The organism is Pseudoroseomonas cervicalis (genome assembly GCF_030818485.1).
Taxonomy (GTDB): Bacteria; Pseudomonadota; Alphaproteobacteria; order Acetobacterales; family Acetobacteraceae; genus Pseudoroseomonas; species Pseudoroseomonas cervicalis_A.
Genome location: NZ_JAUTAJ010000003.1, coordinates 129,403 through 144,184, shown reverse-complemented (window position 1 = coordinate 144,184; position 14,782 = coordinate 129,403). Strand labels below are relative to the sequence as shown.

Below are 14,782 nucleotides of genomic sequence, written 5' to 3'. Positions count from 1 at the left end.
GAGTGATGGGCAGCCTGGTGCTGGAGGCGCTGAACAAGCGCTACGGGGCCTCGACCGCCGTGGAGCGGGTCGATCTCGAGGTGCGGCAGGGCGAGATGGTGGCCCTCCTCGGCCCCTCGGGCTGCGGCAAGACGACGACCTTGCGCATGGTGGCGGGCTTCATCGAGCCCAGCGCCGGGCGCATCCTGATCGGCGGCCAGGACGTCACCCGCCGCCCGGCGCATGCCCGCGACACCGGCATGGTGTTCCAGTCCTACGCCTTGTTCCCGCATATGAGCGTGGCGCAGAATGTCGCCTTCGGGCTGGAGATGCGGAAGGTGGGCCGCGCCGAGCGTGACAGCCGCGTGGCCGAGGCGCTGCGCCTGGTGCGCCTCGACCATCTGGCCGAGCGCATGCCGCGCCAGCTTTCGGGCGGCCAGCAGCAGCGCGTCGCACTCGCCCGCGCCCTGGTGGTGAACCCGGCGGTGTTCCTGCTGGACGAGCCGCTCTCCAACCTCGACGCCAAGCTGCGCGGCGAGGTGCGCATGGAGATCCGCGCTTTGCAGCAGCGCCTCGGCCTCACCACCCTGATCGTGACGCATGACCAGGAGGAGGCGCTGACCATGGCCGACCGGCTGGTCGTCATGGATCGCGGCCGGGTGCGCCAGGTCGGCACCGCCGAGGAGCTGTATGAGCACCCGGCCGACCCCTTCGTCGCCGGCTTCGTCGGCCGCTGCAACCTGGTCGAGGGTCGGCTGGAAGCGCCGGGCGAGTTCCGCGCCCGTGGCGGCGCGCTGCTCTATTGCGACCCGGAGCAGGGGGCGCCGGCGGCGCAGCCCGGCGCCCAGCCGGGCGAGGCGCTGCTGGCGCTGCGGCCGGAGCGCATCGCGCTGCAGCCGGGGCAGGGGGCGGCGCGCATCACCGCCATCACCTATCTCGGCGCGCAGACCGAATACCATGTCGAGCAGGATGGCACGCAGCTGCTGGTGGCGCGCCCGACCCCGCCGCCCGGCGATCCGATGCGCCGCCTGGCCGTGGGCGACATCGTGGCGCTGCGCTGGGAGGCCGAGGCCGCCCGGCTGCTGCCCGCCCTCAGGGACTGACGCGAAGTACCGCAATGGGAGACGAGGCATGACCAATATCACCCGCCGCGCCGCGCTGGCCGGCAGCGCCGCCGCCCTGGCATCGATCACCGCCGGCCTGCCGGGCCTCGCCCGCGCCCAGGCCAGGCAGGTCGTCGTCGGCACCTGGGGCGGCGATTATGGCGAGCTGCTGCGCGCCAATATCGACCAGCCGCTGATGGCGCCGCAGGGCATTGAGGTCCTGCAGGACATCGCCAATGCCGATCCGCGCAAGACCAAGCTGCTGGCCGAGCGCCAGGCGCGGCGCGGCACCTTCGACATCGCCTGCCTGTCGGACACCGACATGCACATGATCTCGGCCCAGGGTGCCTTCGACACGCTCGACATGGGTAAGCTGAAGCGCGGCAGCGCCATCCTGCCGGCGCTGGCCAAGCCCTATGCGGTGCCGCATATCTATTCGGCGCTGGTGCTGCTCTACAACCCGAACAAGGTGACGACGGCGCCGACCAGCTTCGCCGACATGCTGGACCCGAAATATCGCGGCCGCGTCGGCTTCTCCGACATCCTCTACAGCACCAACACCTTCGCCGCCGCCATGGCTGGCGGCGGCTCCTTCAGCGATTACGGCCCGGCGCGGCAGAAGCTGATGGAGCTGCGCTCGCTCGACGCCAAGGTCTATCCCTCGAACGAGGCGCTGGCCGCGGCGCTGAAGTCGGAAGAGGTGTGGATGACGCCGATGTGGCTGGCCCGCGGCTTCATGTGGCAGAAGGCCGGCATCCCGGTGAAGCATGTGGTGCCGTCCGAGGGCGCCTACGCCATCGTCTTCGAGATGGCGGTGCCGAAGAACAGCCGTAACAAGGACAATGCCTACGCCTATCTGGACGCGGCGCTGCAGCCGGCCGCCCAGGCCGCCTTCGCCGACCGCATGGGCTACCTGCCGACGGTGAAGGACGCCTCGCTGCCGGCCGAGATCGCCAGCCAGATCAGCCTGAGCGAGGCCGAGCAGCAGCGCCTGCGCGCGCCGGATTACGACTATCTGCTCAAGCAGCATGGCGAGATCCTGGATTTCTGGAACAAGCAGTTCAAGGCGTAAGCATGGCCGCGCTCGTCCTTCCCGCCGGGCTCCTGGTGTTCACCCTTCTGGTGGCGCCGATGCTGCTGCTGGCCCGCATTTCGCTCAACCGCTTCAGCCCGACCGAGCTGATGGTGGAGGCGACGAGCGCGGAGAATTATCTGCGCGCCATCCAGGACCCCTACTACCAGCAGGTGCTGCTCAGCACGCTCGGCGTCGCGCTGGGCTGCACCCTGCTGGCGCTGGCCATCGGCTTTCCCGCCGCCTACTGGCTGGCGCGCATGGAAAGCCGCTGGAAGAGCCTGGCCACCATCCTGGTGCTGTTTCCGCTGCTGGTCGGCAATGTCGTGCGCTCCGCCGGCTGGATGGCGCTGCTGGGCAATGAGGGCGCGATCAACGCCGCGCTGCGCGGGCTCGGCCTGATCAGCGCGCCGCTGCCGCTGCTCTACAATGCCGGCTCCGTCGTGGTCGGCATCGTCGCCGTGGTGCTGCCCTACATGATCCTGACGCTCTCGGCGGTGATCGAGGGCATCCCGCGCCAGGCGGAGGAAGCGGCGGCCAATCTCGGCGCCAGGCCGATGACGGTGTTTCGCCGCGTGGTGCTGCCGCTGGCGCTGCCCGGCGTGGCCGCGGGCTCGGTGCTGGTGTTCATCCTCTGCATGAACGCCTACGCCACGCCGGTCCTGCTGGGCGGGCCGCAATTCAAGATGATGGCGCCCGCCGTCTACGACCAGTTCGTGCGCGGCAACAACTGGCCCTTCGGCGCGGCGCTGGCCTTCATCCTGCTGGCGGTCACGCTGGTCCTCACCGTGGTGGGCAGCACCTTCCTCGGGCGCAAATATCGCGCGGCGTGAGAGGGGCGCCGCCCCTCTCACACTCTCCCCGCCAGGAACCTGGTCAAACATACATGTTTGACCCTGGACCTCCCACCAGAAGACAAAAGGAAATGTCCATGAGCAATCCGGATGTGGGGCAGGAGATCACCGCCCGGAACCTGAAGATGGGCATGCCGCCCGTGCCGGCGGCCACCGCGCGCGATTGCGGCGCCGGGCCCTATGGCAGGCTGGTGCTGCGCGGCGCCACCATCATCGACGGCACCGGCGCGCCGCCCTGGGGCCCGGCCGATATCGTCATCGAGAATGACCGCATCGCCGCCATCGTCGCCGTCGGCACGCCAGGCAAGCCGATCAGCCCCTCCCGCCGCCCGCCCGAGGGCGAGGTCGAGATCGACTGCCACGGCAAATTCGTCACCCCCGGCCTGATCGATTGCCACACCCATGCGGGCGTGCCCTATCACGCGCTGCACGGCACGCCGGCGCCGGCCGACTATGTCTACAAGCTGTGGCTGGCGCATGGCGTCACCACGGTGCGCGAGATGGGCTGCTTCAGCGGCATCGACTGGATGGTCGAGCAGCGCGAGGCCTCCGCCGCCAACCGCATCGCGGCGCCGCGCATCGTGGCGCATGCCTATTTCCCCGCCGTCAACGACATGCTGAAGACCATCCACACGCCGGACGAGGCGCGCGCCTGGCTGCGCCGCCTGAAGGAGCGTGGCGCGGATGGCGTGAAGTTCTTCGGCGCGCCGCCGGCCATCATGAAGGCGGCGCTGGCCGAATGCCGCGAGCTCGGCCTGCGCACCGGCTGCCACCATGCGCAGCAGGCGGTGACGCGGATGAACGCGCTGACCACCGCCGAATGGGGCCTGACCAGCGCCGAGCATTATTACGGCCTGCCCGAGGCGCTCTACGACAACCGAATCGTGCAGAGCTACCCCGCCGGCTACAACTACAATGACGAGTATTTCCGCTTCTCCTCCGCCGGCCAGACCTTCCAGCAGGCGGCCGAGCCGGGCAGCGCCAAGTGGAACGAGGTGATGGAGCGCTTCCTGACGCTCGACTTCACCTTCGTGCCCACCATGACGATCTACGACGCCAATCGCGACGTGATGCGCATGCGCCGCGCCGACTGGCATGACGACTACACCTGGCCCAGCATGTGGCGCTTCTTCCAGCCGGCGCGCGGCGGGCATGGCTCCTACTGGTTCCGCTGGTCGGTCGGCAACGAGATCGACTGGAAGCAGCATTACCGCCTGTGGATGACCTTCCTGAACGAGTACAAGAACCGCGGCGGGCGGGTCTGCACCGGCAGCGATTCCGGCTTCATCTTCCAGACCTTCGGCTTCGGCTATGTGCGCGAACTGGAGCTGCTGCAGGAGGCCGGCTTCAACCCGCTCGAGGTGCTGCGCTCCGCCACCATCCAGGGCGCCGAGCTGCTCGGGCTGGATGCGGAGACCGGCAGCATCGAGGTCGGCAAGCGGGCGGACCTGCTGGTGCTGGACGAGAACCCGCTCGAGGATTTCAAGCTGCTCTACGGCACCGGCGCGCTGCGGCTGAACGATGCCACCGGCCAGCCGGAATGGCGCCAGGCGCTGCGCCACACCATCCGCGGCGGGCTGGTCTTCGACGTGCCGGCGATGCTGGCCGATCTGCGCCGCATGGTGGCCGAGCAGAAGGCGCTAGAGGCCGAGCAGGCGAAGACGCCCACGCCGGCATGAGCGCCGAGTTCATCCTGCTGGCCGGCTTCCTCGGCAGCGGCAAGACGACGCTGCTGCGCGACTGGCTGGCCCTGCCGGAGGCGGCCGATACGGCCGTCATCGTCAACGAGGCGGGGCAGATCGATGTCGATGGCGCCATCGTCGCCGATGGCGGCACGGTGCCGCTGGCGCTGCTGAACAATGGCTGCGTCTGCTGCTCGCTGACCAACGATTTGGTTTTCACGGTGGAGGCGCTGCTGCGGCAGCGGCGGGAGGCGGGGCAGGGGCCGTTCCGCCGCATCATCCTGGAATGCAGCGGGTTGTCGAAGCCGGGGCCGATCCTGCGCTCGCTGGCGCCGCTCTCGCCGCTGGGGCTGCGGGTGCGGGTGGTGGCCACCTGCGACGCGGCCCAGGCGCCGTCCCGCGCCGCGCATTTCGAGGAATTCGCCGCGCAGATCGCGGCCGCCGACACGGTGGTGCTGACCAAGCTGGACCAGGCGCCGCCCGAAGCCGCGCTGGCGCTGGTGGAAGGCATCAATCCGCTGGCCGCCCGCGTGGTGGAGGAGGATCCGGCGCGCCGGGCGCTTGCCGCCTTCACCGTCGCACCCGGCCTCGCCGCCGGCTTTCCGGAGACCGGGCGCGCGCATCCGGAGGTCGGCGTCACGCTGGCCGAGTTCAGCGAGGACGCCTCCTGGGAGGACCGGCTGGACTGGCTGGAGAATCTGGCGGCTTTCGCCGGCGAGAGGCTGCTGCGGGTGAAGGGGTTCCTGCATCCCCCGCATGCGCCGGAGACGGCGCTGCTGGTGCAGCTGGTGGGCACGCTGCAGAGCCCGCCCGTGCCGATGCCGCGCAGCGCGCGCACGCCGGAGGCGCTGGTGGTGATCGCCCGCGGCCTGGACCCCGAGGCGCTGCGCGGCGTGGATGGCGACGCCCCTGTGCGCCTCTCCCGCCTTTCGGAGCGCCGGTTGCGCTGCGACTGAAGGCGGGGTCCGGGGTGGCCCTGCCACCCCGGCGGGGGATCCAAGGGGGCAGCGCCCCCTTGGCCCGTCCTCAGGCCGCCTGCGCCACCTGCGTAAAGGCCTGCGCGAAGCTTTCGCGTTCGGCTTCCGTCATGTGCAGCCCGCGCTTGGTGCGGCGCCAGAGGGCGTCTTCCGGCGCGCGCACCCATTCCTGCTGCACCATCCATTCCAGCTCGCGCTCGGTGATGCCGCCGCCGAGCTCGCGGCCGAGATCGGCGGCGCTGCGCGCATGCCCCAGCGCCGCGTCGAGCTCGCCGCCATAGCAGTGGAACAGCCGGCGCAGGGTGCCGCCCTCGATGAAGGGATAGCGCCGCGCGGCCTCGGCGATGAAGGCCTCGGTGCTCTTGCCACCCAGATCGCCCCCCGGCAGCACGGCGTTCCCCGTCCAGGGCGCGGCGTTGCGGCCCAGCGCCTCGCAGAGCTGCGTCGCGGCGTCCTCGGCCAGGCGGCGATAGGTGGTGATCTTGCCGCCGAAGACGGAGAGCAGCGGCGCCGCCTTACGGTCCATCTTCAGCACGTAGTCGCGCGTCACGGCGGACGGATTCTCGGCGCCATCATCGTGCAGCGGGCGCACGCCGGAATAGGTCCAGACGATGTCGTCCGGCGTCACCGGCTTGCGGAACTGGCGGGAGACGGCGCGGCAGAGATAGGCGGCCTCCTCCGGCGTGCAGCGCGGCGGGCCGGCATCGGCGGCGTGCGGCATGTCGGTGGTGCCGATCAGGGTGAAGCGCCCCTCATAGGGGATGACGAAGACCACGCGCCGGTCGTCATTCTGCAGGATATAGGCCTGGTTGCCCTCATAGAGGGCGGGCACGACGATGTGGCTGCCGCGCACCAGCCGCACGCGGTCGGGTGCCGCGACGCCGGTGCCTTCCAGCGCCTGCATCACCCAGGGGCCGGCGGCGTTGGCGATGGCGCGGGCCTGCACCGTCGCGGCGCGGCCATCCTCGCCGGTCAGCGTCACGCTCCAGCCATCGGGGCCGCGGGTGGCGCTGGTGAAGCCCGTGCGCACGCGGATCTCGGCGCCGCGCGCGGCGGCGTCGCGGGCGTTCAGCACGACCAGCCGCGCATCCTCGACCCAGGCGTCGGAATAGGCGAAGCCATGCGTGGCCTGGCCGTTCAGCGGGCCGCCCCAGGGATGGCGGCGGAAATCCAGCGCCTCGCTGCCCGGCAGGGTGACGCGCTTGGCCAGGTGGTCATAGAGGAACAGGCCGGCGCGCAGCATCCAGCGCGGCCGCATCTCGGGCAGGTGCGGCAGCACGAAGCGCATCGGCCAGACGATGTGCGGGGCCAGGCGCAGCAGCACCTCGCGCTCCGCCAGCGCCTCGCGCACCAGGCGGAACTCGTAATGCTCCAGGTAGCGCAGCCCGCCATGGATCAGCTTGGAGGAGGCGGAGGAGGTGGCCCCGCCCAGATCGCCGCGCTCGACGAGCAGGACGGACAGACCCCGCCCCGCCGCGTCGCGCGCGATGCCGGCGCCATTGGCGCCGCCGCCGATCACCAGGAGATCGACCATGTCGCGCATCTCAGATCAGCCTCGCCCGCACGCGGGTCACCACGATCTCGGCCAGCAGCACCACGACCAGGATGGCGAGCAGCACGGTGGCCACGCGCTCCCACTGGAAGAAGTTGATGGCGTCGTCCAGCACCAGGCCGATGCCGCCGGCGCCCACCAGGCCGAGCACCGCGCTCTCGCGCACATTGATGTCCCAGCGGAACAGGGCGATTCCCCAGAAGGCCGGCTGCACCTGCGGCCAGACGCCCTTCAGCAGCTCCGCCCCCCAGGAGGCGCCGGAGGCGCGCAGCGCCTCGCGCGGGCCCTGGTTGGTCTCCTCCAGCGCCTCGGCCAGCAGCTTGCCGACGAAGCCCACCGAGCGGAAGGCGATGGCGAAGACACCCGCCGCAGCACCAGGGCCGAAGATGGCGACGAAGAGCAGCGCCCAGACCAGCGAGTTGACCGAGCGCGAGGCGACGAGCCCGAGCTGCGCCAGGGTGTTCAGCGGCTTGATGGTGCAGATGTTGCGCGCCGCCAGCAGCGCCAGCGGCACGGCGAGCACAAAGCAGAACACGGTGCCGAGGGTCGCGATGTGCAGCGTCTCGATCAGCGCGTTGTGCACCTCGGGGTAGTAATGCGCGAGGTCGGGCGGCCACATGCGCACCAGCATGTCGGCCATCTGCTCCGGCGCATCGACCAGGAATTCCGGGATGATGTCGATGCTGCGCACCGCCCAGACCACGGCGGCGACGCAGACCAGCCAGACCAGCCAGCGCGAGAGGCGCTGGGCCGGGGTGAAGCGGTGCCATTCGCGCCGCAGCGGCGCGGTGGGATCACCGGAGGGGCCGCCGGGGAGGCGGTCCATGCTGGGGGTCATGCTGTTCATCGCAGGGCGGCCCGGACACGGCCGGAGATGATCTCGGCCAGGAAGATGAGGGCGATGATGGCGAGCAGGATGGCCGCCACGAAGTCGTAGTCGAAGCGCTTGAAGGCGGCGAACAGCGTGCCGCCGATGCCGCCGGCGCCGACGATGCCAACCAGCGTCGAGTTCCGCAGATTGCTGTCGAGCTGGTACAGGCTGAAGCCGATGAAGCGCGAGGCGACCTGCGGCAGCACCGCATAGGCCAGCACCTTCATCACGCCCGCGCCCGTGGCGCGGATCGCCTCCACCTGCTTCATCGAGATCTCCTCGATGGCCTCGGCGAAGAGCTTGGCGATGAAGCCGACCGAGGCCACCACCAGCGCCGCCGTGCCGGCCAGCGCGCCGAAGCCGATCGCCTTGACGAAGAGGATGGCGACGATGACGTAGTGCAGCGAGCGGCAGACCGCGATCACCGCGCGCACCGGCGCCGAGATCCAGACCGGCGAGAGGTTGCGCGCCGCCAGCACGCCGAGCGGCAGGGAGAGCAGGATGCCGATGGCCGAGGCGAGGACGGCGATCTGCAGGCTCTCCAGCAGGCCTTCCAGCAGCAGCGACCAGCGCTCGAAATTCGGCGGCACCATGCGGGCGAGCAGCCGCCCGCCCTCGCCCATGCCATGCGCCACGCGCTCCCAGCTCAGGCCGAGGCGGCTGCAGGCCCAGATGGTGTAGAGGGCGAGGGCGAGCAGCGCGATGCGCATCGTCCAGTTGGGGGCGAAGGCGACGCGGCGCGCCGCCTCGGCCCCCGGTTGCGGCAGGGTGGTGCTCACAGCCAATCCTCGCCGCCATAGATGGCGCGCAGGTGATGCGTCTCGAGCTGCTCAGGCGGCCCGTCGAAGATCACGCTGCCACCCGACATGCCGATGATGCGCCGGGCGTAGCGCTTGGCGAGGTCGACATTGTGGATGTTGATGATCACCGGCACGCCCTCGGCGGCGGTCAGGTTGGTCAGCAGCTCCAGCACCTCGACCGCGGTGCGCGGGTCAAGGGAGGAGGTCGGCTCGTCGGCCAGCAGGATGTCTGGGCGCTGCATCAGCGCGCGGGCGATGCCCACGCGCTGGCGCTGGCCGCCCGAGAGGGCGTCGGCGCGCCGGGTCGCATGCTCCGGCAGGCCGACCGCGTCCAGCAGCGCGAAGGCGCGCTGGATGTCGGCTTCCGGATATTTGCGCAGCCAGGCGCGCCACAGCGGAACATAGCCGAGCCGCCCGCTCAGCACGTTCTCCATCACGCTCAGGCGCTCGACCAGGTTGTATTCCTGGAACACCATGCCGATGCGCCGCCGCGCCATGCGCAGCTCCCGCCCCGACAGGCCGGTGAGCTCCGTGCCGTGCAGCCTGATCGAGCCCCGTGTGGGCTCGACCAGGCGGTTGATGCAGCGGATCAGCGTCGACTTGCCGGTGCCGGAGGGGCCGATGATGGCGGTGATCCCCTCCGCCGGGACGGCGATGTCGATGCCTTTCAGCACCGGCTTGCCGGCGGCGTATTCCTTGACCAGGCCCTTGATCTCCAGGGCGATGGCCGGGGCGGGGGCGGCGTCCTGTCGGGCTGCGGTCATGCTGGCGGACATGGTGTGGCCTTCACTCGTGGATCAGCGCGGCGCCGCGGCGCCAGGGGCGGTGCCCGGCGTGGCGCCCGTGGGGGCGACATGGGTCGGCGCCGCCGGCTGCTGCTGCTGGGCGCGGCGGCGCGCCTCGGCCTCCAGCTCGCGCCGGCTCTCGGCGTCGAAGGCGGCGCGGTTGTAGGGGGCGTTCACCGCATCGGCGACGGCGCGCACGGGCGCCCATTGCTCGGCATAGGTGGCCGGCCAGAAGCGGTCATTGCCGCCGAGATCGCGCGCCATCTGCTCCGGGAAGCGGTATTCCAGGAAGCAGTCGCGAATCTTCTGGGCGAGTTCCGGCCGCAGGTCGTGGGCCAGGGCGAAGCCGCTGGTCGGGAAGGGCTCGCTCTCCCAGATGACGCGGAAATTCTCGCGCTTGACCTGGCCGCGCGCGACCATGCGGGTCCAGACATCGGAGGCGACGGGGGCGGCGTCATAGTCGCCGGCATTGACGCCCATCACGCTGCGGTCATGGCCGCCGGAATAGACCACCTGGTAGTCCTCGTCCGGCTTCAGGCCGAGGCCGGGGAAGAAGGCGCGCGGCGCCAGATTGCCGGAATTGGAGGTGGCCGAGGTGTGCGCGATGCGGCGGCCGCGCAGATCCGCCATGGTCCGGTACGGGCTATCGGCGCGCACCAGCATGACGACCTTGTAGCTCTCATAGCCCTCGGCATTGCCCTTGACCGCGAAGGGCACGGCGCCGGCGAGGTTCACCGCGAAGGCGGTCGGGCCGGTGGAGAAGCCCGCCACATGCAGCCGGCCGGAGCGCATCGCCTCGACCTGGGCGGCGTTCGAGGTCACCTGGAAATACACCGCGCGCTTGCCGGTGCAGCGGCTCAGATGGTCGAGGAAGGGGCGGAACTGGCTGGCATAGAGCGCCGGATCCTCGACGGGGGTGTAGGTGAAGACGATGGTCGACGGATCGCGCAGCCGCGCCGGGTCGGTCGGCGCATCGGCCACCATGTCGCGATTGGCGTCGCAATAGGCCTCGTCGAGCGCGCCGCGGAAGGCGCAGGCGGCGGCCTGGGCCAGCGCCGGGCCGTTCTGCAGCGCGGCCCAGCCGCCGAGGGCGAGGGCCAGCGCGGTGCCGGCCAGGAAATGGGTCTTCATGCGGCGTTCTCCTCCACGGAAACGGCACCGCGCGCCTTGAGCAGCGCGTCGGCGAATTCGGCAAAGCCCGCGCCGCCCTCGGCGCGGGTGATGTAGGCCGGCGGCGTCGCCATGCCGGCCAGGAAGGGGGCGACATTGGCGACGCCCACCGAGCAGGCGACGGCGCCGAAGAGCGGCGCGTCATTGGCGCTGTCGCCGGCGAAGGCCACCGCCTCGCGCACCGCCGCGAAGGGCTCGAAGCGCGCGGCGAACAGCGCCTCGATGCCGGCGCGCTTGTCCCAGCCGCCGATCCAGGCATTGACGTGGATCGAGGAGACCTTGGCCTCCGCGCCACCCGCGCGGAAGATGGCGGCGATGCGCTCGGCGGCCTCCAGCCCGAGCGGCCCGGCATCCTCGCAGAAATCCACCGCGACATCGAACAGGCGGAAGGGCTGGTCAGCGGCGATGGCGCTGCCCGGCACGGCGGCCAGCGCGGCCTCGGCGAGCTGCATCAGCCGGGCGCGGTTGGCCAGGCGCTCGGCCTCGGGCTGGGCCTGCCAGCGCAGCATGCGCCGGGCGCGGCGGTCGAGGGCGTACCACAGCGCGCCATTCTCGCCGACCACGCCGGCCACCGGCCAATGGCGGGCGATGGCGTCGCACCAGCCGGCCGGGCGGCCGGTGACCGGGATCACCGCGATGCCGGCCTCGTCCAGCGCCTGCAGCGCGGCATAGGCGGCGGCGGGCAGGCGGCCATCCAGGGTCAGCGTGTCGTCGATATCGGTCAGCACCCAGCGCAGCCGGGCGAGCTGCTCGGCGGGCGCGGTGGCCAGGGGGCGGGGCATGGCGCAATCTTGTGTCATATACATGTTGCACTTGCCACCGGACCGTGTGGCAGGTCAAACATGTTTTTTACATTTCTGTTGCAGTGACCAGCCGCAGCCCGTGCCGGCCCAAAGCGGCGGCCAGCGGCACTGGCGGCGCTTCCTCGGTGACCAGGTCGGTGATCTGCTCGGCCGGGCAGACCTGCTCCAGGAAGACCCGGCCGAATTTCGAGGAATCGACCAGCAGCACACGGCGCGGCGCCCGTTCCAGCATGGCGCGCTTGACCCAGGCGGCGCGGCTCTCCGCCTCGGAGGGGCCCTCCTCGGTGACGCCGGAGGCGCCGATCACCGCCATGTCGACATGGAAGCGGCGCAGGAAGGCCGCCGTCTCCGGCCCGTACAGCCCGCGCTCCACCGCGCTCAGCTCGCCAGGCGCTACCAGAATGCGCAGGCTGTCGCTGGCGCCGGCGGCCAGCGCCGCGTCCAGGCTGTTGGTCAGCAGCGTCGCGCGCACGCCGCGCGCGGCCAGGGCGCGGGCGAAATGCGTCGTGGTGCTGCCGGCATCGAGCATCACCACCGCGCCCTCCTCCACCAGCGCCGCGGCGGCGGCGCCGATGCGGGCGCGCTCGGCCACCATCACCCGCTCACGCTCCGACAGGCGCGGCTGGATGGCGGGGTGGGAGGCGGAGGCGCCGCCATAGGTGCGCCGCACCACGCCGCGCGCCGACAGCTCCTCGATGTCGCGCCGCACCGTCTCGGTGGAGACGCCGAATTCCTCGGCCAGCAGGCTGATCCGCACCGTGGGGTCGGTGGACAGGGCGGCGAGGATCGCCTTGTGCCGCTCGGCCTTGCCGAGGGCCTGGGTGCTGCGTGGGGCCATGGGTTGCAACCTGCCACACTCCTCTGTGGGGCGGAAGCACCGCCTCAGCCGGCGCGGCGGGCCTCGGGCTGCAGCAGGGAGGGCTGCAGCCCATCCTCCTGCAGCATGGAGAGCGGCAGGGCGATGCGGGCGGTGAGCCCGGCCTCGCCCCATTGCAGCTCCAGCGCGCCGCCGAGCTGCCGCCGCACCGTCGCCTGCACCACCTTCAGCCCGAAGCCGGGGCTGGGCTGCGGCGCCGGCGGGCCGCCCTGCTCCTGCCAGTCCAGCAGCAGCCGCCCCTCCTGCAGCCGCCAGCCCAGGGTGACGCGGCCCTCCGGCCGGGACAGCGCACCATGCTGGGCGGCGTTGGTCGCCAGCTCGTGCAGCACCATGCTGAGCGGCTGCACCGCATGCGCCGCCAGCGGCACGGCCGGGCCCTGCAGCGCGATGGGGCCGCCCTGCGCCGGCGGGCCCAGCACCTCCCGCGCCAGGGCGCGCAGCTCGCTGCCATCCCAGCGCTCGCGCGAGAGCAGGGTATGGGCGCGGGCGAGGGCGGAGATACGGCCGCGCACCGCCTCGGCATAGCGCGCGGCATCGTCGGCGCGGCTCAGCTGCAGCATCGACAGCACCACGGCCAGCACGTTGCGGGCGCGGTGGTCGACCTCGGCGGCCAGCAGCCGCTCGCGCTCCGCCGCGCGCCGCGTCTCGGTGACGTCGCGCAGCACGCCGCTGACGCGCAGCGGCCGGCCCTCCGTATCGCGCTCCAGCACCGCGCCCTGGCTGTGCAGCCAGCGGATGCGGCCATCCGGCCAGACGGTGCGGAACAGCACCTCGTAATGATCCTCGCCCGGGCGGGCGCAGCGCTCCAGCGCCGCGGCCAGCAGCGTCCGGTCCTCCGGATGCACCGCCGCCATCACCGCGGCGCGGTCGCGCAGGCTGCCGCGCGGGCGGCCGAACATCGCCTCCCGCCCCGGCGAGCCGTGGAAATGGTCGCCCTGGGGCTGCCATTCCCAGGTGGCCAGCTGCGCCGCCTGCAGCGCGCGGGCCAGCAGCGACGCGCTTTCCGCCAGCGCCTGGCCGCGGCTGCGCAGCGCGATGCCGGCGGCGGCCAGGGCGCTGCCGACCTCGTGCAGCTCGCGGATCGGCAGGGAGGGCGCCAGCACCGCCTCGCCGCGGCCCAGCCGGTGCGCCGCCTCGGCCAGCTGGTGCACCGGGGCGGCGATGCCGCGCGCCGCCAGCGCCGCCAGCAGCGCGGCCAGCAGCACCACCCCGCCGGCGGCCAGCGCCAGCATCAGCAGGGAATGCCGCGCCGGCGCATTGGCCAGCGCGACCGGCACGGTCACGCCGACGCGCCAGCCGGCCTGGCGGGAGGAGACATGGGCGGCCAGCAGCGGCTCGCCGCCCACCGAATAGGTGGTCCAGACGCCCTGCCGGGCCAGGGCGTGGCGCTGCGACTCGGGCGACAGGCTGCGGCCGACATGCAGCGCATGGTCGGTGGAGCGGGCGATGACGCGGCCCTCGCCATCCACCAGCGTCGCGATCCAGCCCGGCGGCAGCAGCGTCTGCTCTAGCGCGGCGCGGAACTGGCCGGGGGAGAGGCCCAGCTGCAGCAGCTGGCGCAGCCGCCCGTCGCGCAGCACCGGCACCGCCAGCAGCACGGCGAAGCGGCCATTGCCCAGGGCGATGAGGCCGGAGCGCGCCGGCTGCCGGGTCTCCGCCACCTGCTCGTCCAGCTGCGCCTGCTCGGGGCCGGCGGCCGGCCCGGCGCCCGGAGGCGGGCGCAGCCGGATCTCGCCGCCCAGCAGCCGCTCCACCGCCGTGGCCTGGCGGGCGAAGGCGTCCGGGTCCGGCTGGTCCAGCGCCGGGCTTTCCGCCAGCACCTGCAGCGCCGCGACCTGGCCGGCCAGCTCCTCCTCCAGCACCGCCATCAGCCGGTCGGCGGTGCGCAGCGCGTGCTCGTGCAGATCCTGTTCGCGGTCCTTCAGCGAGACCCAGGTGAAGGCGGTGGCCAGCAGCAGCACCGGCAGCAGCAGCGCCGCGCTGAACAGGCCCAGATGGAAGGCCAGGGGCCTCCGGAGGGCTCGGGTCAGCAGGCGGCGCGGCAGTTTCAGCATCGGCGCCCGCGGGCTGCGTCGGATGGGATGGCGGCGGGGCACGGGCCGTCCGGCTCCGCATCCGGGCGAGGGCGGCGCGCCATTCCACCGGCCGGGGGCCGGCGCGGGCGGTCCGGGCCGGTGCCGGGCCGGCCGGGATCTTCCCTGCCGGCCCTGGGCCGGCATCGTCTCGGTTGCTGCACGCCGCCTCTCCTCAGATCCGG

General features: G+C 72.0%; 13 protein-coding genes. 5 read left to right on the top strand and 8 right to left on the bottom strand.

Features of this window, described 5'->3' with window-relative positions:
- The first annotated feature begins 5 nt into the window (after positions 1-5).
- The 5 genes from QE401_RS03375 to QE401_RS03355 all read left to right on the top strand — a co-directional run bounded on the left by QE401_RS03375 (position 6) and on the right by QE401_RS03355 (position 5,646).
- Positions 6-1,082, top strand: a complete 1,077-nt coding sequence (locus tag QE401_RS03375; protein WP_307136853.1) for an ABC transporter ATP-binding protein — start codon at positions 6-8, stop codon at positions 1,080-1,082.
- Between the two features lie 28 nt (positions 1,083-1,110).
- The gene (locus tag QE401_RS03370) at positions 1,111-2,154 is read left to right on the top strand and encodes an ABC transporter substrate-binding protein (RefSeq protein WP_307136852.1); all 1,044 of its coding nucleotides are present in this window, start codon (positions 1,111-1,113) and stop codon (positions 2,152-2,154) included.
- Positions 2,155-2,156: 2 nt separating this feature from the next.
- Positions 2,157-2,987 carry an ABC transporter permease gene (locus QE401_RS03365; RefSeq protein WP_307136851.1) on the top strand — a complete coding sequence of 277 codons (831 nt, stop codon included), beginning with the start codon at positions 2,157-2,159 and terminating at the stop codon, positions 2,985-2,987.
- A 98-nt stretch (positions 2,988-3,085) separates the two neighbouring features.
- A complete protein-coding gene (locus QE401_RS03360; protein ID WP_307136850.1) occupies positions 3,086-4,687 on the top strand; it encodes an amidohydrolase family protein in 1,602 nt (533 codons plus the stop codon).
- Positions 4,684-5,646 carry a CobW family GTP-binding protein gene (locus tag QE401_RS03355; protein ID WP_307136849.1) on the top strand — a complete coding sequence of 321 codons (963 nt, stop codon included), beginning with the start codon at positions 4,684-4,686 and terminating at the stop codon, positions 5,644-5,646. Before QE401_RS03360 ends, QE401_RS03355 begins: the two co-directional genes overlap by 4 nt.
- A gap of 70 nt (positions 5,647-5,716) precedes the next feature.
- Here QE401_RS03355 and glpD read toward each other — a convergent pair whose 3' ends face one another.
- The 8 genes from glpD to QE401_RS03315 all read right to left on the bottom strand — a co-directional run bounded on the left by glpD (position 5,717) and on the right by QE401_RS03315 (position 14,579).
- The gene (glpD, locus tag QE401_RS03350) at positions 5,717-7,210 is read right to left on the bottom strand and encodes a glycerol-3-phosphate dehydrogenase (RefSeq protein ID WP_307136848.1); all 1,494 of its coding nucleotides are present in this window, start codon (positions 7,208-7,210) and stop codon (positions 5,717-5,719) included.
- A 1-nt stretch (position 7,211) separates the two neighbouring features.
- Complete coding sequence (gene phnE / locus QE401_RS03345) at positions 7,212-8,045, bottom strand: phosphonate ABC transporter, permease protein PhnE (protein ID WP_307136847.1); 834 nt, start codon at positions 8,043-8,045, stop codon at positions 7,212-7,214.
- Between the two features lie 17 nt (positions 8,046-8,062).
- Positions 8,063-8,869, bottom strand: coding sequence for a phosphonate ABC transporter, permease protein PhnE (gene phnE, locus QE401_RS03340; RefSeq protein WP_307136846.1), 807 nt, complete (start codon positions 8,867-8,869; stop codon positions 8,063-8,065).
- The gene (gene phnC, locus QE401_RS03335) at positions 8,866-9,654 is read right to left on the bottom strand and encodes a phosphonate ABC transporter ATP-binding protein (protein ID WP_373461415.1); all 789 of its coding nucleotides are present in this window, start codon (positions 9,652-9,654) and stop codon (positions 8,866-8,868) included. Before phnC ends, phnE (QE401_RS03340) begins: the two co-directional genes overlap by 4 nt.
- 33 nt (positions 9,655-9,687) lie before the next feature.
- Positions 9,688-10,806 (bottom strand): phosphate/phosphite/phosphonate ABC transporter substrate-binding protein, encoded by a 1,119-nt coding sequence (gene phnD / locus QE401_RS03330; RefSeq protein ID WP_307136844.1) that lies wholly within the window; start codon positions 10,804-10,806, stop codon positions 9,688-9,690.
- Complete coding sequence (locus QE401_RS03325) at positions 10,803-11,627, bottom strand: HAD family hydrolase (protein WP_307136843.1); 825 nt, start codon at positions 11,625-11,627, stop codon at positions 10,803-10,805. The genes phnD and QE401_RS03325 overlap by 4 nt, the downstream gene beginning before the upstream one ends.
- Positions 11,628-11,694: 67 nt before the next feature.
- Positions 11,695-12,486 carry a DeoR/GlpR family DNA-binding transcription regulator gene (locus tag QE401_RS03320; RefSeq protein WP_307136842.1) on the bottom strand — a complete coding sequence of 264 codons (792 nt, stop codon included), beginning with the start codon at positions 12,484-12,486 and terminating at the stop codon, positions 11,695-11,697.
- Between the two features lie 44 nt (positions 12,487-12,530).
- Entirely contained in the window at positions 12,531-14,579 is a 2,049-nt protein-coding gene (locus QE401_RS03315) for an HWE histidine kinase domain-containing protein (protein WP_307136841.1), read from the bottom strand.
- Positions 14,580-14,782: the final 203 nt, after the last annotated feature.